The sequence below is a fragment of the Luteibacter sp. HA06 genome, from assembly GCF_054061215.1.
On sequence record NZ_JBSSDZ010000001.1, the window covers coordinates 1 to 24272 of the forward strand.

Annotated in this window: 19 protein-coding genes; 6 read left to right on the forward strand and 13 right to left on the reverse strand. The window is 65.5% G+C overall.

Going from position 1 to position 24272, the window contains the following annotated elements; all coding sequences use genetic code 11:
- Positions 1–1714, forward strand: a 1714-nt coding sequence (locus tag ACVWWJ_RS00005; protein WP_456966309.1) for a TonB-dependent receptor domain-containing protein, incomplete at its 5' end; no start/stop codon positions are given.
- A gap of 233 nt (positions 1715–1947) precedes the next feature.
- The gene (locus ACVWWJ_RS00010) at positions 1948–5151 is read left to right on the forward strand and encodes an efflux RND transporter permease subunit (RefSeq protein ID WP_159890302.1); all 3204 of its coding nucleotides are present in this window, start codon (positions 1948–1950) and stop codon (positions 5149–5151) included.
- 33 nt (positions 5152–5184) lie between these two features.
- Here the strand turns inward: ACVWWJ_RS00010 and ACVWWJ_RS00015 are convergent, their stop codons facing one another.
- From ACVWWJ_RS00015 to ACVWWJ_RS00025, 3 genes are read right to left on the reverse strand one after another with little or no spacing between them, the layout of a single operon-like run.
- Positions 5185–6597, reverse strand: a complete 1413-nt coding sequence (locus ACVWWJ_RS00015) for an MATE family efflux transporter (RefSeq protein WP_159890300.1) — start codon at positions 6595–6597, stop codon at positions 5185–5187.
- Entirely contained in the window at positions 6594–7154 is a 561-nt protein-coding gene (locus ACVWWJ_RS00020; protein WP_159890298.1) for a DUF2239 family protein, read from the reverse strand. The genes ACVWWJ_RS00015 and ACVWWJ_RS00020 overlap by 4 nt, the downstream gene beginning before the upstream one ends.
- Positions 7155–7210: 56 nt before the next feature.
- On the reverse strand, positions 7211–8113 hold the full coding sequence (locus tag ACVWWJ_RS00025) for a LysR family transcriptional regulator (protein WP_456966310.1): 903 nt from the start codon (positions 8111–8113) through the stop codon (positions 7211–7213).
- 110 nt (positions 8114–8223) lie between these two features.
- Here ACVWWJ_RS00025 and ACVWWJ_RS00030 point away from each other — a divergent pair, with 110 nt between their 5' ends.
- Positions 8224–9000: an SDR family oxidoreductase gene (locus tag ACVWWJ_RS00030; RefSeq protein ID WP_159890344.1), complete on the forward strand. Its 777-nt coding sequence runs from the start codon at positions 8224–8226 to the stop codon at positions 8998–9000.
- 137 nt (positions 9001–9137) lie between these two features.
- Here ACVWWJ_RS00030 and ACVWWJ_RS00035 read toward each other — a convergent pair whose 3' ends face one another.
- On the reverse strand, positions 9138–9911 hold the full coding sequence (locus ACVWWJ_RS00035) for a dioxygenase family protein (protein ID WP_456966311.1): 774 nt from the start codon (positions 9909–9911) through the stop codon (positions 9138–9140).
- Between the two features lie 115 nt (positions 9912–10026).
- Complete coding sequence (locus tag ACVWWJ_RS00040) at positions 10027–12615, reverse strand: EAL domain-containing protein (RefSeq protein WP_456966312.1); 2589 nt, start codon at positions 12613–12615, stop codon at positions 10027–10029.
- 260 nt (positions 12616–12875) lie between these two features.
- Between ACVWWJ_RS00040 and ACVWWJ_RS00045 the strand changes: the two genes are divergently transcribed.
- The gene (locus ACVWWJ_RS00045; protein ID WP_159890292.1) at positions 12876–13409 is read left to right on the forward strand and encodes an acyloxyacyl hydrolase; all 534 of its coding nucleotides are present in this window, start codon (positions 12876–12878) and stop codon (positions 13407–13409) included.
- A gap of 139 nt (positions 13410–13548) precedes the next feature.
- On the opposite strand, the gene ACVWWJ_RS00050 is transcribed toward ACVWWJ_RS00045, so the two are convergent.
- The 5 genes from ACVWWJ_RS00050 to ACVWWJ_RS00070 all read right to left on the reverse strand — a co-directional run bounded on the left by ACVWWJ_RS00050 (position 13549) and on the right by ACVWWJ_RS00070 (position 18584).
- Positions 13549–15075, reverse strand: coding sequence for a DHA2 family efflux MFS transporter permease subunit (locus tag ACVWWJ_RS00050; RefSeq protein WP_159890290.1), 1527 nt, complete (start codon positions 15073–15075; stop codon positions 13549–13551).
- A 12-nt stretch (positions 15076–15087) separates the two neighbouring features.
- Positions 15088–16299 (reverse strand): efflux RND transporter periplasmic adaptor subunit, encoded by a 1212-nt coding sequence (locus ACVWWJ_RS00055; protein WP_159890288.1) that lies wholly within the window; start codon positions 16297–16299, stop codon positions 15088–15090.
- A gap of 21 nt (positions 16300–16320) precedes the next feature.
- Entirely contained in the window at positions 16321–17781 is a 1461-nt protein-coding gene (locus ACVWWJ_RS00060; RefSeq protein ID WP_159890286.1) for an efflux transporter outer membrane subunit, read from the reverse strand.
- 23 nt (positions 17782–17804) lie between these two features.
- On the reverse strand, positions 17805–18263 hold the full coding sequence (locus ACVWWJ_RS00065; RefSeq protein ID WP_159890340.1) for a MarR family transcriptional regulator: 459 nt from the start codon (positions 18261–18263) through the stop codon (positions 17805–17807).
- Between the two features lie 78 nt (positions 18264–18341).
- On the reverse strand, positions 18342–18584 hold the full coding sequence (locus ACVWWJ_RS00070) for a hypothetical protein (RefSeq protein ID WP_456966313.1): 243 nt from the start codon (positions 18582–18584) through the stop codon (positions 18342–18344).
- Between the two features lie 142 nt (positions 18585–18726).
- On the opposite strand from ACVWWJ_RS00070, the gene ACVWWJ_RS00075 reads away from it, so the two are divergent.
- Both ACVWWJ_RS00075 and ACVWWJ_RS00080 read left to right on the forward strand, forming a co-directional pair.
- Positions 18727–19527: an AraC family transcriptional regulator gene (locus ACVWWJ_RS00075; RefSeq protein WP_456966314.1), complete on the forward strand. Its 801-nt coding sequence runs from the start codon at positions 18727–18729 to the stop codon at positions 19525–19527.
- A gap of 90 nt (positions 19528–19617) precedes the next feature.
- A complete protein-coding gene (locus ACVWWJ_RS00080; protein WP_456966315.1) occupies positions 19618–20061 on the forward strand; it encodes a PPC domain-containing DNA-binding protein in 444 nt (147 codons plus the stop codon).
- Positions 20062–20170: 109 nt separating this feature from the next.
- Here ACVWWJ_RS00080 and ACVWWJ_RS00085 read toward each other — a convergent pair whose 3' ends face one another.
- From ACVWWJ_RS00085 to ACVWWJ_RS00095, 3 genes are all read right to left on the reverse strand, one after another.
- A complete protein-coding gene (locus ACVWWJ_RS00085) occupies positions 20171–20575 on the reverse strand; it encodes a hypothetical protein (protein WP_456966316.1) in 405 nt (134 codons plus the stop codon).
- A 222-nt stretch (positions 20576–20797) separates the two neighbouring features.
- Entirely contained in the window at positions 20798–21496 is a 699-nt protein-coding gene (locus tag ACVWWJ_RS00090) for a response regulator (RefSeq protein ID WP_456966317.1), read from the reverse strand.
- Complete coding sequence (locus ACVWWJ_RS00095) at positions 21493–24153, reverse strand: ATP-binding protein (RefSeq protein ID WP_456966318.1); 2661 nt, start codon at positions 24151–24153, stop codon at positions 21493–21495. The genes ACVWWJ_RS00090 and ACVWWJ_RS00095 overlap by 4 nt, the downstream gene beginning before the upstream one ends.
- Between the last annotated feature and the right edge of the window lie 119 nt (positions 24154–24272).

Genomic DNA, 24272 nt, shown 5'->3' on the forward strand with positions numbered 1-24272 from the left:
GCGCCTGCAGCCTGTCAGCGTGCAGGACCTGCTCACCGGCCTCCCCGGCATCGTCATGGCGAACTCCGGCGGCATCGGCCAGCAGACCTCGCTCTTCATGCGCGGCACCAACTCCTCGCACACGCTGGTCCTGCTCGACGGCGTGCGTGTCGGCACGGTTGGCGCCGGCATCCCGGCGTATGAGCAGTTGCCGGTGGACCAGATCGATCACATCGAGATCGTGCGTGGCCCGCAGTCGAGCCTGTACGGCTCCGACGCCATCGGCGGCGTCATCCAGATCTTCACCCGCCACGGCCAGGCCGGCGAAGCGCCGACCCCGTCGCTCTCGGTCACCGGTGGCAGCCACGGCTACACCGACGGCCAGTTCGGCCTGTCGGGCGGCACGCAGCACAGCTGGTACAACGCCAGCCTCGGCGGCCAGTACACCTCGGGTATCAATGCCTGCCGCGTCGGCGCGGGCGAGGCCTTCAAGGGCTGCTTCACCGACGAACCCGACCACGACGCCTACCGCACCTACAACGGCGCGCTCTCCGGCGGCTATCGCTGGGACGACGGCACCGAGCTCACCGGTAGCTGGCTGCGCAGCAAGGGCGACATCGAGTATGACGGCGACTTCCAGAACCTGACCCGCCGCACGCAGCAGGTCGCCGGCACCAAGCTCGCGTTCAATGCGCTGGAGAACTGGCGCATGTCGATCAGCCTGGGCCAGAACCAGGATCGCGCCGACAATTACCTCAACGGCGCCGACAAGACCCTGGACTTCGTGAACTACGGCGTCGACAAGGCACGCGTCGGCTACCTCTACTCCAAGCGCAACCAGGCGTCCTGGCAGAACGACTTCACCCTCGCCCCGGGCCAGACCCTGAGCGTCGGCGTGGACTACCAGCAGGAAAAGCTGAAGAGCGACACGGATTACCTCAGGGACACGCGCGAGAACACCGGTGTGTTCGCGCTGTACCAGGGCATCTTCGGCGCCAACGAGATCCAGTTGTCGGCGCGTCACGACCACAACAACCAGTTCGGCAACCACACCACCGGCCAGGCCGCGTACGGTTTCCGCTTCGACAACGGCATGAAGGTCACCGCCTCCTACGGCACCGCGTTCCACGCGCCGACCTTCAACGACGAGTACTACCCGTACGGCGCCCCGGTGAACCTGAGCCCGGAGAAGTCGCGCACCGCCGAGATCGGCCTGTCGGCTCGTCCGGGCATCTGGAACTGGTCGGTCAATGCTTACCAGACGCGGTTCAACGACCTGATCGGCTCCGACGCCAACTTCATCCCGATCAACGTCAGCAAGGCGCGCGTCCGCGGTGTCGAAGGCCAGCTCGGCGCGGACGTCGACGGTTGGCACCTGCGTGCCTACGGCACCCTGCAGCAGCCGAAGGACCGCGACCACGGCGACGAGTACAACAACCTGCTGGCCCGTCGCCCGAAGCGCACGGCCCGCGTGGACCTGGACCGCGACCTCGGCGCGTTCACCATCGGCGGCTCGGTCTACTCGGCCGGTTACAGCTACGACGATGCCGCCAACACGACCCGCCTGGGCGGTTACACGACGGCCGACCTGCGTGCCACCTGGCACGTGGACAGCGACTGGAGCGTTCAGGGTCGCCTGGCCAATGCGTTCGACCGTAACTATGAGACGGCCGCGTATTACAACCAGCTGGGGCGGACGTATTACCTGACCGTGCGGTATTCGCCGGCGCGTTGAGGCCCCCTGACCATTGAGGCAACCCCATCGCCGCTGAAGCGGCTCCCACACAGAGCGGCTTTTGTGGGAGCGGCTTTTGTGGGAGCCGCTTCAGCGGCGATTGCCTCGATATAAATGAACGCAACACCCCTGCCTTCCGGCAGGGCCCCCACTAAAGGCACACGCGACACGGTCGCCGTGCCGTCATAAAGTCCACGGGCGCGGGTATGCTTCCCGCGATCACAGGAAGTGTCGTGAACTTTTTTGCACCATTCATTCGCCGGCCAATCGGTACGTCGCTGCTCGCGGCGGGGCTGACCCTTGCCGGTGCTATCGCGTACATGCTGCTGGGCGTGGCGGCGCTGCCCTCGATCGAGGTGCCGGCGGTATTCATCCAGACCCAGATGCCGGGCGCCAACGCGCAGACCATGGCGTCGACCATCATCGCGCCCCTGGAACGCCATCTCGGCCAGATTCCGGGCGTCGACCAGATGTACTCGAACAGCTCCGAAGGCGCGGGTTTCGTTCGTGTCCGTTTCACCATGGACCGCAGCACCGATGCCGCCGCGCGCGACGTGCAGGCGGCCATCAATGCCGCCGCGGCCGACCTCCCGGCCGGCATGCCGACGCCGCCGCAGTACTTCAAGTTCGACACCGGCCAGATTCCCGTCCTGCTTGTCGCCTTCACCTCGAAGACGATGCCGCCGGACAAGCTCTTCGACGTGGTCAATACGCTGATCATGCCGAGCGTGAAGCAGATCGACGGCGTGTCGCGCGTACAGGTGTTCGGCGGCACGCCGCATGCGGTGCGTATCGAGCTCGATACCAACGCGCTTTCCTCGAAGCAGCTCACGGCCAACGATGTCTCCAATGCGCTGAACGCGGCCAACGTGAATTCCCCGCAGGGCGTGCTTTCCGACGGCCAGACGCAGATGACCGTGACGGCCAACGATGGCCTGCGTGAGCCGGAAGACTTCGCCAGGATCCTGATCGCCGTGCGTAACAACGTGCCGGTGCGCCTGTCGGACATCGCCAAAGTGACCAGCGGCGAGCAGGACCAGTACCAGGCAGCCTGGTTCCAGGGCGAACGCTCGGTCACCATGCAGATCAGCAAGCGGCCAGAAGCTAACTCCATCGCCACCGCCGAGGCGATCCGCGCCGCGTTGCCGCGCTTCCAGTCGTCGTTGCCTGCCGATGCCGTGGTCACCCCGATCTTCGATCTTACGCAGACCACCCAGTCGGCCCTGCACGAGGTAAAGGTCGCGCTGCTCATCAGTATCGTGATGGTGGTGCTGGTGATGATGGTGTTCCTGCGCCGTCTCGGCCCCACCCTGATCGCCACGCTGAGCGTGCCGCTCTCGCTGGCCGGTGCGTTCGTGGTGATGTGGATACTCGGTTACACGCTCAACACCATGTCGCTGATGGCGCTGGTGCTGTGCATCGGCTTCGTCGTGGACGATGCCATCGTGGTCATCGAGAACATCGTTCGGCACATGGAGCGGGGCACGGCTCCGATGCCAGCCGCGCTGGAGGGCGTACGGGAGATCGGGTTCACCGTCGTCTCGATCACGCTGTCGCTCATCGCCGTGTTCGCGCCGCTGCTGTTCGGCAACAACATGATCACCAAGCTGCTGCGCGAGTTCTCGGTGACGCTTGCCGCTGCCGTGGTGATCTCGGCCGTGGTCTCGCTGACCCTGACGCCGGCGCTGTGCGCCCGGTATCTCAAGCATGACGAGGCCGATCGCAAGGTAAGCCGCTGGGAGCGGTCACTCGAGCGTTTCGATCGTGGACTTCTCGCCACGTACGAACGCGCGCTCGACTGGGCCATGCGGCATCGGAGGGTGATGCGCTGGCAGCCACTGATCCTGCTTATCGCCACCTTCGGGCTCGGCTTCGCCGTGGTGAAGACCGCCGGCGGCAATTTCATGCCTGATGAGGACACCGGCATGATGCAGGCCGAGGTGACGGCGGACGCGAACATCTCTCCTGACGAGATGTCACGCCGCCTCAAGCGGGTCGGCGACATCATGCAGAAGGATCCCTCGGTCGCCGACGTCAATACCATCCTTGGCAGCGGCAACGACGGCGCGGCCGTCGGCAACACCGGCCTGATGTTCATCGACCTCAAGCCGAAGGGCAGCGGGCCGGGATATCGCAAGGAGTCGATCAAGGAGATCATGGAGCGACTGGGCAAGGACTACGAGAAGCTCTCCGACGTCCAGGTGTTCATGAGTCCCGTGCAGTTCCTCGGCGGCGGTGGCAACAACGGCAACCGTGGGCAGTATTCCTTCCAGTTGATCAGTACCGGCGGCGAGAACCTCCAGCCCTGGGTGATGAAGCTGGTGCGCAAGATGCGCACGATTCCCGAGTTCAAGGATGTCGGCAGCGACTTCGACGTGGTCGGCAAGCAGCAGATGCTCCAGGTGGACCGCGATTCGGCGGGGCGCCTGTCGGTGGGCATGGGCATGGTCGATTCCGCTCTCTATAACGCCTTCGGCCAGCGTCAGGTATCGATCATCTACTCGGACATCAACCAGTACTGGGTGGTGCTCACGGCAGCCGCGGCGCAAACGTTGAGCCCCGATGCCCTGCTGAATACCTACGTGAAGAGCGCCACGGGCGTCATGGTGCCGTTGTCCGCACTGGCAAAGATCGCGCCCGTCGCGACGCCGACCACGATCACGCACCAGAACCAGCTCGAATCGGCCGACATCACCTACAACCTTCCGCCGAAGATCGCTCCGGACAAGGGCAACACCATGGTCGAGGAGGCCGTACGCCAGCTCAACCTGCCCGAGGGGATCCGCATGGACTTCACCGGCACGAACCAGCGCCTGAAAGACGCCCAATCCAACGGGATGGTGTTGCTGATCGGTGCGATCCTCGCCGTCTACATCGTGCTCGGCATCCTTTACGAGAGCCTCGGGCATCCGTTGACGATCATCTCGACGCTGCCGGCCGCGGGCGCGGGCGCCTTCCTCGCCATGCTGATCACGCAGCAGCAACTCACGCTGATGACGATCATCGCGGTGCTGTTGCTGATCGGCATCGTGAAGAAGAATGCGATCCTGATGGTCGATTTCGCACTCGTGGCCCAGCGCGAGTACGGCATGTCGCCGGTGGAGGCGATCCGCCAGGCCGCGCTGGTGCGCTTCCGCCCTATCACCATGACCACCCTGGTGGCGATGGGCGCGGCGTTGCCGCTGGCGATTGGTTTCGGTGTGGGTTCGGAGATGCGCCGTCCGCTCGGTATCGCCATCGTCGGCGGCCTGCTCGTGTCGCAGCTGCTGACGCTCCTGAGTACGCCGGCGATTTACCTGTGGAACCACGACCGCCGGATTCGCGTGGCGCGGCGCAAGCACCGTCGGTTGTTGAAGCGTCGGTATAAGCGCTGGCTGAAGATTCGCAAGGCTGCCGATAACGGTCGGGGCATCGCCGCTGAAGCGGCTCCCACATAAGGCGGCCCTTGTGGGAGCCGCGGCTCCCACCATTCAGACGACGGGCTCTGGCGCGGCGACGGGCGGTGGGGTGGCGGGCAACATATGGGCTTTCTTCCAGGTGCCACGGCGGTAATACACCGTCGTGATCGCCAGCGAGACGAGTGAGCCGACAGGAAAGCTCCACCAGATCGCATCCGCACCGATGACCGGTTCGAGCAAGGCGGCGAACGGATAGCGTACGAGCCACATCGAGATGATCAGCACCACCAGCGGCAGCATCACCGCGCCGGTGGCGCGCACGACACCGAACATCACGAAGGTCACGCCGAACAGCAGGAAGGACCAGACCACGATGTGGTTGAGGTGCTGGGCGATACCGATCGCCGAGCTGTCGCTACCGAGAAACAAGGCCAGCGCCGCACGGTTGAACAGGTAGATGACCAGCACCAGGCTGCCGGTCAGCGCGAAGTTGGTCAGCACGCCAGCACGACCGATGCCGGCCACACGGTCCCAGCGTTTCGCGCCCACGTTCTGCGCGACCATGGACGACACGGCACTGCCTATCGCCAGCGCAGGCATCTGGATGTAGGTCCAGAGCTGCGACGCGGCACCGAACGCGGCGGTGGTCTGTGAACCGTGGCGATTGACCAGGGACATCATGATGATCGCCGACGACGAGATCACGACCATCTGCGCGCCCATCGGCAGACCCTTGGCGAGCAGGCTCTTCAGGATCGTGAGATCCGGCACGAGCAGGCGCAGCTCGTTGCGATGGATGCACAGGAAATACTTCTTCCTGTACAGCCAGACAAGCAACGCCAGCAACGTGCTCGTCTGCGCAATCAGGGTCGCCACGGCGGAACCGGCGATACCCAGCGCCGGTACCGGGCCGAGGCCGAAGATGAAAAGCGGATTCAGGGCGACATCGAGAATGACCGAGACCAGCATGAAGACGAAGGGCGTACGCGAATCACCCGCGCCGCGTAGCGTCATGCCAAGGAAGGTATAGAGGTACATCGCAGGAAGTGCGACGAAGATGATCCGCAGGTATTCGATGGCATAGGGTTGCGCATCGTGCGGTGTGCCCATGGCGCGAAGCATGGCCGGCGTGCCGATGAAGCCGCCGATAGCGACCAGCAGCGAGATGGCAACGAAGAAACCCAGGCCCGTACCGACGACGCGCCTGGCCTCGGGAATGTCGTGCGCGCCTACCGTCTGCCCGACCATGATCGTCGTCGCCATGCCGATACCGAACACGACGCCGAGCAGGAAGAACAGGATCAGGTTGGCGTTGGATGTCGCGGCAAAGGCCGACTCGCCGAGGAAGTGACCGACCCACACGGCATTGATCGACGCATTGAGCGACTGCAGGACGTTTGCCCCGAGGATGGGCAGCGAGAAGAGCAGCAGGGTGCGGGCGATCGGACCTTCGGTCAGCGCAGCGCGTTTCGCCGGTGGCGTCATGCGTCACCGCCCGCGCGAGCGGCGAGCACGCGCACGTAATCGCGAATATCCGGTGGCCATGCGTTGGTCAGCGCGTCGAAGCGCACGCGGTCGCTGCGATGGAACGCGCGGGAGGCTTCTTCGTAGTCCGGCAGGTTCCCCGCCAGCGCCATCATGACGCGGTCCACGGCCTCGCTGGCCTGGCGCAGGCGATCCGCCGGTGCCTGCTCGCGGCTCGCGGTTTCGACCAGCCGGCGCAGGGCGACGGAGGCTCCGCCGGGCTGCGCTGCGAGCCAACCCCAGTGCCGCGGCAGGAGGGTGACCTCGCGCGCCACGACGCCGAGCTTCGGCCGGCCGGGTCCGCGTTTGGCAGGTGCTTCCTGGCCGGGCAGTCTGGCCAACACGTCATGCGTGGTGCCGCGATAGTCGATGTCGACAGGGCGGCCCGTGCTGTCGTCGTAGATGATCGGCGAGGCATCGGGCTGCGCATCGAGCAAATGCTTGCAGCGCTCGACGACGGCCGAAAGCGATCCCGCAGCAAGGCGCGTCATGCCATGAAAGGCGACGAAGGTGGTCATGGGGTGTTCCGGGCAACAGGTGCGATGCACAGATATTACCCGGATCAAATGATCCGTCAATACCCCCGGGTAAAATCCTGCTCTGCGACCCACTCGGCGAACGCATGCAGGCGCGCATTGTGCCGACGATCCGGCGGATAGACGAGGTACACCGGAAGCGGCGCGGGCTGCCATGCGTCGAGCACCGGGACCAGTTCCCCCCGCGCTACGTGTCCAGCCACGGTGAACCCAAGCGCCTGGACGAGTCCGAGGCCAGCGATCGCCGCTGCCGTGTGCGCGTTGCTCTCGTTGACTTCCACGGCAGCGGAAAAGGCGAACTCGAAGGTTCGTTCTCCTTCGCGGAACCGTAGCGGATGCATGCGTCCGCTACGTGCGGAAAAATAGCCGACGACGTCATGGCCGTCGCGGAGGATGTCTTCGGGCGCCGCAGGCGTGCCGCGCCGGGCCAGATAAGCAGGCGTGGCGCACAAGGTCCAGGGCAGCTCCGCGATCTGCCGCGTGACCAGGTTGGGATCGTCCCCCGTGCTGCGAATGGCGCAATCGATGCCTTCGCTGACCAGGTCCACCGTACGGTCGGTCACGCCGAGCTGGACGTGGATGCCGGGATAGCGCGCACGAAAGGCCGGCAGCGCAGGAATGATCAGGCCGGCCGCGACCGATCCGCCGGTGTCGATACGCAGGCTGCCCACCGGGTTGTTGCGGCCACCAGCGAGGGTGGTCTCGAATTCGTCCAGCTCGGCCAGCCACTGGCGGGTGCGCTCGTAATAGGCGGCGCCCTGGGCGGTGACCGTCACGCGGCGAGTGGTCCGCTCGAGCAGGCGCACGCCGAGCTCGGCCTCCAGTCCCTGGATCAGCTTGGTCACCGTGGACTTGGGCATGCGCAGGGCATCGGCGGCACGGCCGAAGCCGCCGGTCTCCACGAGCCGGCCGAACACGCGGATGGCGAGGAGGTGGTCCATGGTTGTTCCCCAACAGGAATAATGAAATCGCAATCCGATTATTTATCCACGGACATCGAATAACCATCTTGTGTGTATCGACCGCGCCGCGGTCATCGGAGCCGAAGACCATGCATACCCTCGCCACCAGCAACGTCCACACCACCCGCCACGCCGGCAAGATCGTCCTCGTCACCGGCGGCAGCTCCGGCCTCGGCCTCGCCACGGCGGAACGCTTCGTACGCGAAGGCGCCACCGTCTACATCACCGGCCGCCGCCAGGCGGAACTGGATACCGCGGCCGCATCCATCGGTGTCACCGCGATCCAGGGCGACATCGCCAAGGCTGCGGACCTCGATCGCATCTTCGCCACCATTCGCGAGCAGAGCGGCCGGCTCGACATTCTCTTCGCCAACGCGGGCGGCGGTGAATTCGCGCCACTCGGGCAGATCAGCGAAGCACAGTTCGACAAGTACTTCGGCATCAACGTGAAAGGCACGCTGTTCACCGTGCAGAAGGCCCTCGAACTGATGGGCCCGGGCTCGGCTATCGTGCTCAATGGCTCGATGGTGTCGATCAAGGGTGCGCCGGCGTTCGGTGTCTATGCGGCCACGAAGGCTGCGCTGCGTTCTTTCGCACGCACCTGGGCCAGCGACCTGAAGGGCCGCGACATCCGGGTCAACGTCGTTGCGCCCGGCACCGTGGTCACGCCGGCGTACACGTCGGAGCTCGGCATGAGCGAGCAGCAGATCGCCGATTACAGCGCGTACGTCGAGAGCATCACGCCGCTGGGCCGCACCGGCACGCCGGACGAAATCGCCAAGGCCGTGTCCTTCCTCGCCTCCGATGAAGCCAGCTACATCACCGGCATCGAACTGTTCGTCGACGGCGGCCAGGCGCAGATCTAAGCAAGCCGTGCGGGCCATGAAAGCCCATGGAATCCATAGCTTCCATGGCTTCCATGGTTTCCATGTGGGAGCCGCTTCAGCGGCGATAGCCAGATTCCCTCAACGCCATCGCCGGCATAGCCGGCTCTCACAAAGGGCTACAGGCCCCAAGCGTAGGAGTCCATCGAGAGGACGCCGTAGGTCATGCCCCCATCGATAGCGGTGGGGGCATCCGTGCCGGCGGCACCTGCCGCAACGAGGAGCGGAAGGTAATGCTCCTCGGTCGGATGCGCACGGATGGCACTCGGCGCAAGGCGGCGGTAGTCGCGCAGCGCGTCGGTATTGCCTTCGAGTACCGCCTTGCGACTCCAGGCCGCAAACTCGCTGGCATACGCGGCGTTTTCCCCCGAGCGCCGCACTTCGTAGAGGTTATGCGTGAGGCTGCCCGAGCCGACGATGACCACACCCCGGTCGCGCAGCGGCGCCAGTGCCTTGCCCAGGCGCAGTGCGCCCGCGGTATCCAGGTTGTGAGGCATCGATACCTGGATCACCGGTGCGTCCGCATCCGGCCGCAGATAACGTAGCGGCACCCACGCACCATGGTCGTAGCCGCGCTCCGGATCGACGATCGCAACGAAGCCTGCGTCGATCAACAGCGAGGCCGTTTCGCAGGCGAGCCCCGGCGAGCCTGGCGAGGGATAGGTAAGGGCATACAGCGGAGGCGGAAACCCGCCGAAGTCGTGGATCGTGGCCGGCATGGCCGCGCCGGTCACCCGGATACCGCCCGTCTGCCAGTGCGGCGAAACGACCACGATAGCCATGGCGTTCGCCAACCGCTCGCCGATTTCCGTCAGGCGTGGGCCAAGCAGGCCCGGCTCCAGCGCGAAGGTCGGGGCACCGTGGGAGATGAACAGGGCGGGGGCGCGAGGCATGACGAATACCTGATGCAGCGGAGGCGGTTGCCTTCCCTGATCAATGTAGGGGGTGTCGCCCTGGGGATAAATCGCCGTGGGAAGAACACATTGGCGCGCCGGGGGAACAACCGCCTCAGGTCGGGCTGACCTCACGCGCCGCGCGGCCCAGCTCGTCGATCGATACCGGACGCGAGAAGAAGAACCCTTGCATCGACGTGCATTCCTCGTCGAGCAGCCAGCGTCGCTGTCGATCGGTCTCCACGCCCTCGGCGACCACCTCGAGATTGAGGCTGCGGGCAAGGAAGACGATCGAGCGGCAGATGGATGCGTCGACATCCTCCTGCAGGAGGGCGCTGGTGAAGTGGCGGTCGATCTTGATCTTGTCCAGCGGGAGCCGGGACAGGTAGGTCAGGTTCGAATAGCCCGTGCCGAAGTCGTCCAGTGCAATGCTCACCCCCATCGCGCGTAGCTCGTGCAGGGTCCGGATCGCGCGCGCCGGCTCGTTCATGAAGGCGCTTTCGGTCAGCTCCAGCTCCAGCGATGACGCGCTCGCGCCCGTCTCGGCCAGTGCCTGGCGCACCTCGGCGACGAGGTCGACGTGCACCAGCTGCTGCGCGGAGATGTTCACGGCGATCCGGCAGTCCGGACCCAGCAGTTCGGCGATGCGCCGTTGTTGCCGGCAGGCCTCGCGTAGCACCCACTGGCCGATCTGCACGATGGCGCCGGTCTCTTCCAGCAACGGCACCAGCTTGTCGGGCGTGCCCAGGTCCCCCGGCGCGGACGGCCAGCGCAACAGCGCTTCCACGCCGATGACCCGGCCATCGTCACCCGCATGCTGGGTCTGCCAGGCGAGCGCCAGCTCGTTGTCGAGATTCGCACCGGACAACCGCGAGAGCACGGTGAGGCGCGCCATGGCCGTCGCGTGCATGTCGGCCGAATAGCGCTTCCACGTGTGCCGTCCCGAACGCTTGGCGTCGTACATCGCCGTGTCGGCGTTACGGATGAGCGTGTCCGCGTCCGAGCCGTCGCGTGAGCCGAACGCCACGCCGATGCTGCACTTCAGCCGCTGCATCGTCCCGCCCACTTCAAGCGGCTCTTCGATGGCGCGCTGGATGCGTGGGAGCACGTCGAGCGCCCGTGCCGGCGAGCAGGTGAACGGCAGCATCGCGACGAATTCATCGCCGCCGAAGCGGCCGATATGGCCGAGGCCGTCGAGTACATCGCCCAGCTTCAACGTAACGTCGCGCAGCACCTGGTCACCCAGGGCATGCCCGAGCGCGTCGTTGATGAACTTGAAATGGTCCAGGTCGATGAACAGCACCATGAGGCCGGTGCCATCGCTTAGAGATTGGCGGACCAGCTGCTCCAGCTTTTCGCGCAAGGCGCGGCGGTTGGGCAGGCCGGTGAGCTCGTCGTGTGTCGCCTGGTGGTTCAGCCGTTCCTCGTAACGCCGCTGCTGGGTCACGTCACGAATAATGGCCAGCGTGCCGCGGCCGCGTGAATCGCGGTAGTCGGAAAGCGCCAGCTCGGCCTCGAAAGGCATGCCGTCTTCGGGATTGAGCCAACAGGTGACGCTGCTGCCTTCGGGTGCGCCGCCACGCATGGCTTCCAGGGCATCGGCGTCCATGAATTCCGCCGCATGCCGGCCGACCAGGGTCGCGCCGTCCTGGCCGAGCCGTTCCTCGGCGAGCAGGTTGGCGTACTCGATGCGGTCGTTGCGCACGATGATCACGGGCAGCGGCATGCGCGTCATCAGCTGGTGATAAGCCGCCTCGCTGGCGGCAAGGTCGCGATCGGTGTCGCGCTGATGAAGCGTGCTCATTGATAACGCATGGATGAGGCGGCTCTGCCGGCGATAGGCGCGATCGAAGGCCGCCGCGAACGCATTGAGGAGCAGAACAAGCGCGAACGTCGCCAGCATCGACGAGCGCGCCTGCCGCAACCACTCGTCGAAAATGCCCGCGCGTTCCATGCCGACCTGCACGGCGAACGGGTAACGCGCCGACGCCGACCATGCGTACAGGGTCGCGTCGTCAGCGTGCTGTCCACTCGCCCCCACCGTCGGCGCCGGGCCTGTCCAGCGCGCACCCGCGCCCTGGCGATTGCTGGCGAAACGTCGACCATCCAGCGAGAACACGGCCATCTCCGCGCTCTCGCCGAGCATCGAGTGGCTCATGCCATCGCGCACCCGCGCTTCGTCGATCAGGGTGCCGAAGGCCGCTGGCTCCGCGACGCGCGAGTCGACAAGGATGCGGATCGACGCACCCGTACCGTCGTGGCCGTCCACGACAACGACGCGCACGCTGGCCCCCAGCGCTTCGCGACGGGGAGCGGCAAAGCTCTCGCGCCAGTTCATCAGGGGAACGCTGGTACAGGCGAGCACGCTGCCCTCGGCATCCAGCGCGACGAAGGTCGGTAACTCAGGATGCCGTGCCTGCACTTCAGCCAGGCCCATGTGCAGCGGACCCGGCTCGGAACTGCCTACCGAGTTGCGCAAGGCAAGCAAGGGCCCGAGGCTCGCGTCGATGTCCTGATCGACCATGCGTACCGTGCCATTGGCCGACGCGACGAGTTGACGGCGACCGTTGGCGAGCATGCCGCGGTAGGCCTCCACCTGGAGGATGGCTACCAGGGCGACGAGGCCCACGGTGAGGCCGAGCGAGACGCCCCAGGTGGTCAGACGGATACGCCGGGCGCGCAACGTCGCCGCACCCCTGTCCATCGCGCCTTCCACCGTCACGCCCCCTTGTGCCCCAACGCCGCCGTTCCCGCGGCCGGTACGGCGGCGGAGCCCTGTACGTCTGTAACGGCAGGCGGCCTGTCGTCTTGACCCCCGGGGCAGCGAACGCCTTCACATACGAAAGGGGAATGCAATATCGGCACGAATATTCTTAAGTACCCTCTTTCGTTCACGTTTGCTGGACGCTATTTACCGAACGATCCGGTTTACAAACAAACGCTCCTCATAAGGACTGCTCCCCCATGCGCTCGTCCCGCCTCGCTCTTGGCCTGCTGGCCGCCCTTTCACTCTCTGCCGTCGCCGTCCCCGCGGCTGCCGAGACCCACCTGGAAATCCAGGGTGGCCGCAGCTACATGGACACCCACGGCACCAACGTCTTCTTCCTTGAATCCGTTTTCAACGCCTACCAGATTGGCCAGAGCCGCTTCACGTGGTCACCCGATGTCTCGGTCGGCTACATCAACGGTCGCCACATTGCTCACTACGCCGACTACAGCCCGGGCGTGACCAACAACGTCTGGCTCGGCGCCGCCGGCGCGCGCTTCCACTACGGCACTGACAGCGACTGGTATCAGCCGCTCTTCTTCAGCTTCCAGGTCGCCGGCACGGCAGGCGGCCACACGCAGGCGCTGTCCAGCAGCTACGAGTTCGTCAGCACGCTCGGCTGGCAGATGAAGAACGTGAGCTTCCAGATCCGCCACATCTCGAACGGCAGCTTCAAGGAGCCGAATCGCGGCGAGACGATGGCGTTGGTGGGTATTGGTTTCGATCTCTGAGTTTGGTTCGGTCTCACGAGAAAAGCCGGCGCTTTGTTGCGCCGGCTTTTTTTGTTTGCGAACCCGACGAGGTGAGGGCAGGCTCGCCTCCGGCGATGTGGGAGCCGCTTCAGCGGCTCCCACAAGTGCTTGCTACGTCTTAATGGCCGGCGGCGGCGGGTCCCGCTTTTGCGGCGAAGGGTGGCTTGGCCAGCCACACCACGAACACCAGTGCGATGAACACGTAGCCGAGCAGGCGGAACACCTCGTTGAACGAGATCTGATAGCCCTGGTTGGTGATCATCGCGTTCAGTGCGGAGGTCGCGTACTGCGGATCGCCGTGGCCGATGGTGGTCAGCGCCTGCTGGGCCGTCGGGTCGAACGGGGTGATCGTTTCGGTCAACCGCTCGTGGTGGACGATGGCCCGTCGATCCCACAGGAACGTGGTCAGCGATGCCGCGAAGCTGCCGCCCAGCGTACGCAGGAAGGTGGCGAGGCCGGAGCCTGCCGCGATCTCGCGCGGCTGCAGGTCGGAGAGCAGGATGCTGAGGATCGGCATGAAGAACAACGCCACGCCCAAGCCCTGGATCAGCTGCACCATCGCGACACTGTAGAAGTCGATGTCGAGATAGAACTCCGAGCGCATGAAACACGTCGCGCCCATGACCAGGAAGGCACCCGAGGCCAGTACACGCAGGTCGAACTTGTGCGCGTAGCGACCGACGAAGGGCGTGAGGATCACCGGGATGATGCCCAGCGGCGCCGCCGCCAGACCCGCCCACGTCGACGTGTACCCGACGTTTCGTTGCAACCACTGCGGCACCAGCAGGCCGATCGCGAAGAAGGCCGCGTAGGCCAGCACCAGACATAGCGTGCCCATGGCGAAGTTCCGATGCCGGAACAGTTTCAGGTTCACGATCGGGTCCTTGTCCGTGAGTTCCCAGATCAGGAATACGGCCAGGCCGATCGCCGCGATGATGGCGGTGACGATGATGAAGGGCGACGAGAACCAGTCCTCGTCGTTGCCCTTGTCGAGCACCACCTGCAACGCGCCCACGCCGATGATCAGCGTGATCAGGCCGACGTAATCCACCTTGGGTTTCTCGGTGACTTCCGGGCGTCCCTTCATCTGGTTCGCCACGACGAAGCTGGCGAAGATGCCGATCGGCACGTTGATGAAGAAGATCCACGGCCAGGTGTAGTTGTCCGTGATCCAGCCGCCAAGGATCGGGCCCGCGATGGGCGCGACGACGGTGACCATCGCAAGCAGGGCCAGCGCCATGCCTCGTTTCGCCGGTGGATAAATCGAAATCAGCAGGCTCTGCGTGATCGGATACATCGGGCCGGCCACCGCGCCCTGGATGGCGCGGAAGACGATGAGCATGGTCATGCTCTGCGCGATACCGCACAGGAACGAGGCCAGCGAGAACAACAGCGTCGCCATGACGAACAGCTTCGTTTCACCGAAGCGGCGCGTCAGGAAGCCGGTCAGCGGCAGCGCGATGGCGTTGCTGACCGCGAACGAGGTGATGACCCACGTGCTCTGGTTGGAGCTGACGCCGAGGTTGCCCGCGATCGTCGGCAACGACACGTTCGCGATCGTCGTGTCGAGCACCTGCATGAACGTCGCAAGCGATAGGCCGATCGTGGACAGCGCCAGGTTGGGCGGTCGAAATTCGGTGCTCATTGGGCCGTCTCCTTACTTCGGAGCCTTCTGCTGCTCGCCTTCACCCGCCGATGCGTTTTCGTGGATCACGCGGGCGATGTCCTTGTCGGCGTCGGCAAGCTGCTTGTCGTAGATCGGCGTGGAGAACTCGGCCTTGGTCGGTGCCTGCGTCGAGAGCAGCGGGCCGCTCTGGTCGTGCAGATTCACCGTGACCTTGGTCGACAGGCCCAGGCGCAGCGGCTTCTCTTCGAGCTGCTTCGGCTCGGTGAAGACCACGCGTACCGGCACACGCTGCACGATCTTGATCCAGTTACCCGTGGCGTTCTGCGCCGGCAGGATGGAGAACGCGCTGCCGCTGCCGATACCGAGGCTGCGGATCTTCGCCTTGTAAACGGTCTTGCCGCCGTACACGTCCGCCGTCACTTCGACCGGCTGGCCGATGCGCATCTTGTTGAGCTGGGTTTCCTTGAAGTTCGCATCGATCCACACCTCGTGGAGCGGCACGACAGCCATCAGGGCAGCACCGGGCTGCACGCGCTGACCGACCTGCACGGTGCGCTTGGCAACGTAGCCATCCACCGGCGCGACCAGCGTGGCGCGAACATCGTCGAGGTACGCCGAACGCAGCTTGGCCGCTGCGGCGCGGACGTCCGGATGCGACGCGACAACGGTGTCGTCGACCAGCACCTTGTTGCTGCTGTAAGCCTGCTTCGCGGAGGACAGGCTGCTCTCGGCGGAGGTCAGCGTGTCGGAAGCGTGCGAGAGTTCCTCGGCGGAGATCGCACCGGACTTGGCCAGGTCACGACGACGGTTATAGTCCTGGCGTGCACGATCGACAGCCGTCTGGCGCACGGCCACATCGGCCTGCGACGAAGTCACATTGTTGTAGAGACCACGTACCTTGCGCACCGTATTGGCGAGGTTGGCGCGAGCACTCTCGAGCGCGACTTCGGCGTCGCTCGGATCGAGCTTCACCAGTACGTCGCCCTGGTGGACGAGGTCACCGTCGTCGGCACCGATGGACGTGACCGTACCGGCGATCTGCGGGGTGATCTGCACCACGTTGCCGTTGACGTAAGCATCGTCGGTGTCTTCTTCCCAGCGGCCGTCCACGAAGTACCAGACGGTCCAGCCGATCGCGGCGAGCACGATGACGGCAACCAGGAGCTTGAGGAAGAAACCGCGACGGCTCTTCGGGGGTGGCGCCACGACGGCGCCGGATGGGGCGATGGTTTCTTGTGACATCGGAAGCTGCCTCGGGGACGTTTAGTGGGTTGCGGGCGTGGCGGCGACGACCGGCTGGTCGTCCGCCTCGGGGCGGAAGCCGCCGCCGAGCGCCTGAATGAGTTGGACGGAGGTGTCGACCTGCTGGGCCTTCAACGAGGCCATGCGCTGCTGGGCTTCGAGCAGCTGCTGGCGCACCACGAGCGATTCCAGGTAGCTACCGACACCGGCCTTGTAGCGCAGCTGCGAAAGGTCGTACGCCTGCTGTGCGGCGTCCTGGGCGCGCTGTTGCGCCTGAATCTGCGTGCCCAGCGAGTCGAGGCCGGAGAGGTCGTCCGCGACTTCGTTGAGCGCACCGACCAGCGTCTTGTTGTACTGCGCGACCGCGAGGTCGTACTCGGCGTCCTTGCCCGACAGGTTCGCACGAAGGCGACCGCCGTCGAAGATCGGCAGGCTCACCGCGGGCAGTACCTGCCAGAAGCGCGCACGCGACGAGAACAGGTTGTCCGAACCACTCGCGGCCTGCGCAGCGAGTATGCCGAGTGACACGTTGGGCAGGAACTCCGTCTTCGCCGACGCGATGTCCTTCGAAGCGGCCTCGACGCGCCAGCGCGCAGCGACCAGGTCGGCGCGATGGCCGAGCAGGTCGGCCGGCAGGTTTGCCGGGATCGCGACCGCCGACGGCGTCAGCGCGGACGGACGGACGATGTCGATGCCACGGTCCGGACCCTTGCCCAGAAGCGTGCTGAGCGAGATGCGCGCGGAGTCGATGGCGCGCTCCGACACGGCGATCTCGCGCTCGGCCGAAGCGACTTCGCTATCGGCCTGCTTCACCTGCGTCTGGTTGTCGACACCGGCAGCCACGCGCTGCACGGTCAGCTTCTGCGACGCGTTGCTACGGTCGAGTTCGGCCTTGGCCACGTCCAGCTGGGTGAAGGCATAGCCGAGCTGCACATAGGCGCGAGCCACGTTGGTCGAGATCTCGATACGCGCGGCGCGGGCATCGACTTCGGTGGCGCGCTGGCTACCTAGGGCCGCTTCCCATGCGGCACGCTTGCCGCCCCACAGGTCGAGGTCCCAGCTGAAGTTGCCGTAGCCGAACTTCGTCCACGAGAAGTGGTTGCCCGGGGGCGACGGCAGCAGCGAGCCAGGCAGGCGGGCACCGGCAGCGCCCGCGCCGACGCTGAAGGTCGGATCGCGGGCGGCATCGGCGCCAGCGGCCTGGGCCGCGGCCTGACGCACGCGGGCGTCGGCGGTGGCCAGGTCCGGGTTGTCCTTCAGGGCTTCTTCGATCAGCGAGGTGAGCTGGCTGTCGCCGAGCCCCGTCCACCAGTCAGCCGCCGGCCAGCCGGCCGGCGAGACGGCGACCTTTGACAGGGTACGGTCGGCGTGGAGGGTGGTCGGGTCGGTGAGCTGACCCTGCGGATCCAGTCCACGGCTGGTGACACAGCCGGAAAGAATCAACGCGGCCCCGACGGCCGCCACGAGAGTGTGCAGACGCATGCGTATTGCCTCGGACGTTTAGTTCAGTCTTTGTCGCGGAGCGCGTTGAGCACGCGCTCCAGGTAATCGTGCAACTGATCGCGTTCGGTGGTGGAGAGGTCCTTCTGGGCCCGCTCCAGCGTGGCGATGTTGCTTTCGTACAGGTGTTTCCAGAGGGCCTCTCCGGCCTCGGTCAGTTCGATGCGAAGCGCCCGGCGGTCCTGCTCGTGCTGCTTGCGCCGCAGGTAACCCTTGGCCTCGAGCTGGTCGAGCTGGCGCGTCATGGCGCCGCCATCGAGATCGACCGCCCGGGCCAGTTCCGTCGCCGTCATCGCGCCGTGTGTCGCCAGGCGCTTAAGTACATGGAACTGGGTGAACTTGAGGTCCGCACCCAGGGCGGCGAGATCCGTTTCGATCGCGCGGACAATCTCGCTGCGCACCATGCCAATGAGGGCACCGAGCGTGTCGCGACCGTCGTAAGAGAGGCACAGGTGGCTGGTCATGGACGTGCATTCTATTGCCTGAATTATAGTTGTCAAGGCAAATATACGCACGGCGGATATTTCAGGTTTCCGGGATGTTCATCCTTCGTCGGCCAACAAGGCTGCCAGAGCGGGGTCGCGCACCTCGAAAAGGTCGAAGACGCCGAGCGCCCTCAGGGTCGGCAATTGGGCGAGGAGGCGCGGTTCAAGGCGCCGCACCTGTTCTTCCGGGGTGGTGGGATCGAGCATGGCGTGAGCGCAGGCGACGAAGGTGACCAGCGCATCGCCGGCTTCCGTGCCCTCGCTCAACTCGGTTAAATCGGTAGTGACGAGACGGATCATAAGGATCTCCGCTTCAGGGTCACGGGCGCAGGTGTCGGCGGATGCCGTACGCAGGGACATTTGCTTGGGGTTGCAAATGGTAACCATGGAAGCTATCGGCCTGATATCGTTAGTGGGCCAACTTATGTCGAGATTCGGCCAAATGCACGACGAAACCCTGCACCGACTGCTTGAGAGCACCGATGGTCCCCCACTTATTGCCTACGAGGCGAAAGGGGAGATACCCCTGCGCGAGACCGACTGGCATAGCCACGCGCGCGGCCAGTTTTTCTATGTGGAACAAGGGCTTTTCATCAACCGGACGGAGCATGGTTCCTACCTGCTGCCGCCGCACCGCGCGGGCTGGATGCCGCCGGGCGTGATGCATACCGTGAGCATCGCGGGACCGAGTCATGCCTGGGGCGTCTTCATCGCGCCCTGCGCCGCTGCCGTCCTGCCAGACCACCCATGCGTGGTGGGCGTGAACGATCTCTTCCGCGCCATCATCAAGCGCGCCGCGACATGGCCGATCGATGTCGTCACCACCGAGACGGACCCGGAGCGTGACCGGCTCTTCGCGGTCATGCTGGATGAGCTCCGACGCGCGCCGGTGGAGTCGCTGCACCTGCCGATGCCACTGGACCGCCGCCTTCGCCGCGTCGCCGTGGCCATGTACGAACGCCCGCACGACACACGTGGCATCGAAGAATGGGCCACCTGGGCCGGGATGTCCTCTCGCACGCTCACGCGCCTGTTCCGTCAGGAGACGAACTGCAGCGTCGCGCAGTGGCGACAACAGGCTCGGCTGACGCGCGGGCTCGAGCGGCTGGCCCACGGCGATCCGGTCTCGGTCGTCTCCGATGCGCTGGGCTACGCGACGCCAAGTGCGTTCGTCGCGATGTTCCGCCGTGCTTTCGGCGATTCGCCGGGGCGTTATCTGGCACGACAGGCAAGCGGAGCGTAATCGCCGGCACAGCGATGGGTGCTCGCCATGACCTCCCCTTTATCGCCACTATGAGCCAATAGACGCGTCTTCTTCCTTCCCGGGAATCCCATGACGCTCCCCAAACGCTTCATTCCCACGCCAACCGGCTACCTCATGGTGCTCACCCAGGGCGACGACGTCTTCGCACACCTCGAACACCTCGTGACCGAAACACGCCTTGGCGCCGCGACACTCGCCGGCTTCGGCTTTGTCCGCTCCGTTACCTTCGGCTTCTTCGACTTCAACGAGCGACGTTACAACCCGGCGACATTCGAAGCATGCGAGCTCGCGTCGATGACGGGCACGCTCGCATGGAAAGAGGGCAAGCCTTCCATCCATGCTCACGGTGTCGCCTGCGACAGCCAGTTCGCGAGTCACGGCGGGCATCTGCTTTCGCTGGAAGTTGGCACGGGCTCGGTTGAAATCGCGATCACGGTTGTTCGCGACGCGGATGAGCCGTTGCAGCGGACGATTGAGGCATCGATTGGCGCGAATATTCTGCGTTTCGCTTGATTTCATCGCTTCGCTGAGAGCATCGCCGCTGAAGCGGCTCCCACACGGACAAGCTGATTCACCGCCGGAGCTGATCACATGTGGGAGCCGCTCACCTGTGGGAGCCGCTTCAGCGGCGAAGGGCGCTTGCGGCAGCCTCCACCTCCGCCTCCACTATCGGCTTGCACATCCACAGCCCCTCGAACGTATATCGGTCGCCGCTCCTACGCTCCACCAGGTCGACCGCAATACGTCCGTGTCGCCACGGCCCATGGTGTCCCCGCGGCACGATGTCGTAGCAGGAGCGCGCACTGTCGAACTCACCTGACTCGGGGTTTGTCATCGCCGATTCCTGTGCGACGCATTCCGTCATCGCTTCGTCATAGTTCGGCATGGTCAGCTTGCCGCTGCTGAAGCGCTCTGCGGTGCAACGCATGGATTCGGCGAAGACGTGGGTGGTGGAGAGCAGGGAGCAAAGCAGGGTCGCTGCTGTCGATAGGCGACGGACAGTAGCGTGGGAACGAAACGATGTCATGACGTGCTCCTTGGTGAGAGGGGCGGACGGTCATGGGTTCACTCGTGCGAGGGAATCAGAATGATCTGAAAAATGGGGCGGGGTTGTGCTGGCGTGCGTTGTGTCACGTTTCGCGGCTCCGCAGCGGGCGTTTTTAGCGAAAGCACGCGCGATAGGTGCCGGTTTTGCGAGCACCTTTTCGCCGATGAATCGGCTCCCACATGGGGCTGGTGCCGATTTTGGTCAGGTGGCGGGGAAGCGGTAGCCGACGCCGGGTTCGGTTTTGAGCCAGCGGGGCGTCGCGGGATCGTCGCCGAGTTTCAGGCGGAGCTTGCCCATGACGATGCGCAGGTAGTGCGTGTCCTGCGTGTGGGTGGCGCCCCAGACTTCGCGAAGAATCTGCTGCTGGCTGACGACGCGACCCGGGTGACGGACGAGCAACGAGAGGACGGCGAATTCCTTGCGTGTCAGCGCAACCAGCGCGCCGTCGAGCAATACCTCTCGGCGGGCAAGATCAATCGCCAGGCTTCCGTCGTCGTAGCGCACGGGTGCGTCGGCCTGCCCACCTTTGGCACCTTGGCGCAACAGCACGCGCAAGCGCGCCATCAGTTCCTGGATGCCGAACGGCTTGGTGACGTAATCGTTGGCGCCATGGTCGAGCGCACGAACTTTCTCGCTCTCCGAATCGCGCACGGAAAGCATCAACACGGGCACTTCGCTCCAGGTGCGGATCTCGCGCAGCACGTCGTGGCCTTCCATATCCGGCAGACCGATGTCGAGGACGATGACGTCAGGCGACTGCGTCACGGCCAGGCCCAGGCCCTCCTGTCCTGTTGCCGCGAGGAAAACCTGATAGCCCTCGGCGCGCAGGCCGATGTCGAGGAAACGCCGGATCTGCGCTTCGTCGTCGATCACCAGGACTCGTGGAGCGGTGGGGTTCATGCGTTCTGGTCGGGAGGCGGCGGTAGCGGCAGCGAGACCCGAATGGTCGTGCCTCCGCCCGCGTGGGGCAAGGCCTCCACGCTGCCGCCGTGCGCGCCGACCATGCCGCGGCAGATCGCCAGCCCCAGGCCGGTGCCCTTGCCGCCGCGATCCCCGCGCGACACCGAATAGAACATGTCGAAAATCCGCGCCCGCTCATCTTCGGGAATGCCCGGACCGCGATCGGCGACGTCGACCAGCAAGCGACCGGCCTCCGAACGCACGGTGACACGGATCGGCTCCTCGGGCGGGGTGAAGCGGCCCGCGTTCTCGAGGATATTGAACAGCGCCTGCTCGATCAGGGCCGGGTGCACGTGAAGAAGGATAGTGTTGGCCGGCAGGTGCACGTCGATGCGCACCTCCGGAAACAGCTTGCGCATTCGCGAGACGGCAGCCGCGACGATCTCGCCGGCGTCGACCCAGTCACGATGGAGCTGCAAGGTGCCGTGGCCCAGACGGGTCATGTCGAGCAGGTTCTGGATGTAGCGATCCAGGCGCTGGCCTTCGCCAAGAATGGCCTGGAGCAGTTCATGCCGCTCGTTCGCGGGCAGTTGTGCGTCGTAGCTGAGCAGGGTGCCGGCGGAACCGATCATCGACGCCAGGGGCGAGCGGAGATCGTGCGAGACCGACGACAGCAGGGCGCTGCGCAGGCGTTCGGTTTCACCCTGTACGCGAGCGCTTTCCAGCTCGTGTGCGAGCCGGGCGCGATCGAGGGCCTGGCCGATGTCCTGGACCATCGCCAGCGCGAGGCTGCGGCGGTCGGCATCGGGCTCACGGGCACTCAGCGGAAAGCGCAGCGCCACGACGCCGGCGCGCTGTTGCTCGGCGCCGAGCGGAAGCATCCAGCAGGAGGCGGCGTGCAGCGTGTCGGTGAAGCGGCCGGCGGGTTCGGCGTGCCCTTCGCACCAGTCTGCCGCGGCCAGGTCCTGCGTCGACAAGGCGAACGCGTCAGGCACCGAGTTGACGACCTTGAAGTGCCCGCTCTCGTCCCGCGCGAGCATGGCGATCTCGATCGACAGAGCGCGGGCCAGCGCGGCTGCGCCGGCCTTGCGGATGCTGTCGGCGTCGGCGCTCGTGGCCAGCTGCTGGCCGAGCGCCACCAACGCGCGCGCGCGAACCTGTGATGCACGCAGCGAGGTCACCTGCCCGGCCAGTCGCGTTGCCAGGCGGCTGCAGACCAGCGCCACCACGAGGAACAGGACCACCGCCAGCACGTCGTCGGCGTTGGCGATCGCCAGCGTGTAACGGGGCGGGGCGAAGAAAAAGTTGTAGCCAAAGAAGCACAGCAGCGCGGTGTACACCGCGACAGCCATGCGCGTACGTACCGCGACGACGAGCACCGCCGTGAGGAAGATCAGCGAGAGGTTAGCCACCGACAGGAAGCGATCGGCGACGAACGACAACGCCATCGCCACCGCCGTCGCGCCGGTCGCGAAGGCGTATTCACGACGCGAGCCGTTACCGTCCTTGAAGCGCAGGCGTCTGCGCGCCCGCGCGCGTTGCGCAGGCGTGGCGACAATGGTCAGCTCCAGGTGAGCGGCACGGCGCAACAGCTGCTGGGTAAGCGAGTAGCCGAGACGACGCGCGATCGGGCGCTCGCGCGTGCGTCCGACGATGATCTGGCCCACGCCTTCGCGATCCGCCCAGGTGAGCAGTTCATCCGCGACAGCGTGGCCGCGAAGAATCACACCCTCACCACCCAGCCGGCGCGCCAGACGCATCGCGGCGTCCACGCGCTCGCGTCGCTCGGCATCGAGGCCGCCGCGATCGACGAAGACGACGCTCCAGGGCGCACCACGCCGCTCGGCGATCCGCCGGGTGATGCGCACGAGGTATTCGCTCTGGCCCTGGCCGTCGATGGCCGCCATGCAACGGCGGCGGACCGGCATGGCGTCCCCACGGGCCAGCATGCTTTCCCGCAGGTCGCTGTCCACGTGGGCTGCGACGGTTTCCACCGCGAGTTCACGCAAGGCGGCTAGATTCGTCGGCGAGAAGTATTTGTCCAGGGCGACCGCCGCCGTCTCCGGGACGTACACCTTGCCCTGCTTCAGGCGCCCGATCAGTTCGCGCGGCGGCAGGTCGACCAGCACGATGTCGCGTGCGCGGTCGAGGAAAGCGTCCGGCACGGTCTCGCGCACGGCGACGCCGGTGATCCGGCGTATCTGGTCGTTGAGGCTCTCGAGGTGCTGCACGTTGAGTGCCGTGTAGACCTCGATACCGGCATCGAGCAGTTCGGAAATATCCTGCCATCGGCGCGTATGCCGGCCGCCGGGGAGATTGGTGTGTGCCAGCTCGTCGACAAGGATGACGGCAGGCCGCCGTTCCAACGCGGCCTCCAGGTCGAACTCGCGGAAATCCCTGCCGGCATAGCGCACGGGTCGCGTCGGCAGGACCTCGAGGCCTTCGAGCAAGGCGGCCGTATCCGATCGGCCATGCGTTTCGACCAGGCCGACGACCACGTCGATGCCCTGGCGTTTAAGGTCACGCGCCGCCGAAAGCATGGCGAAGGTCTTACCGACGCCGGGCGCCGCGCCGAGGAAGACCTTGAGGCGCTGGCCGTCTTCTTCCTGGGCCGCACTGAGCAGCGCGTTGGCGCGGGCGTCGCGGTCGTCAGTCATGAGGGTGGCCGGGAAGTTGGGGGGCGCATGGGTCAAGGGTAATGGATGGAATGGGGTGGACTGGTTTCGCCGATGAATCGGCTCCCACAAAGAGCAGGCCGCGCGCTCTGTGTGGGAGC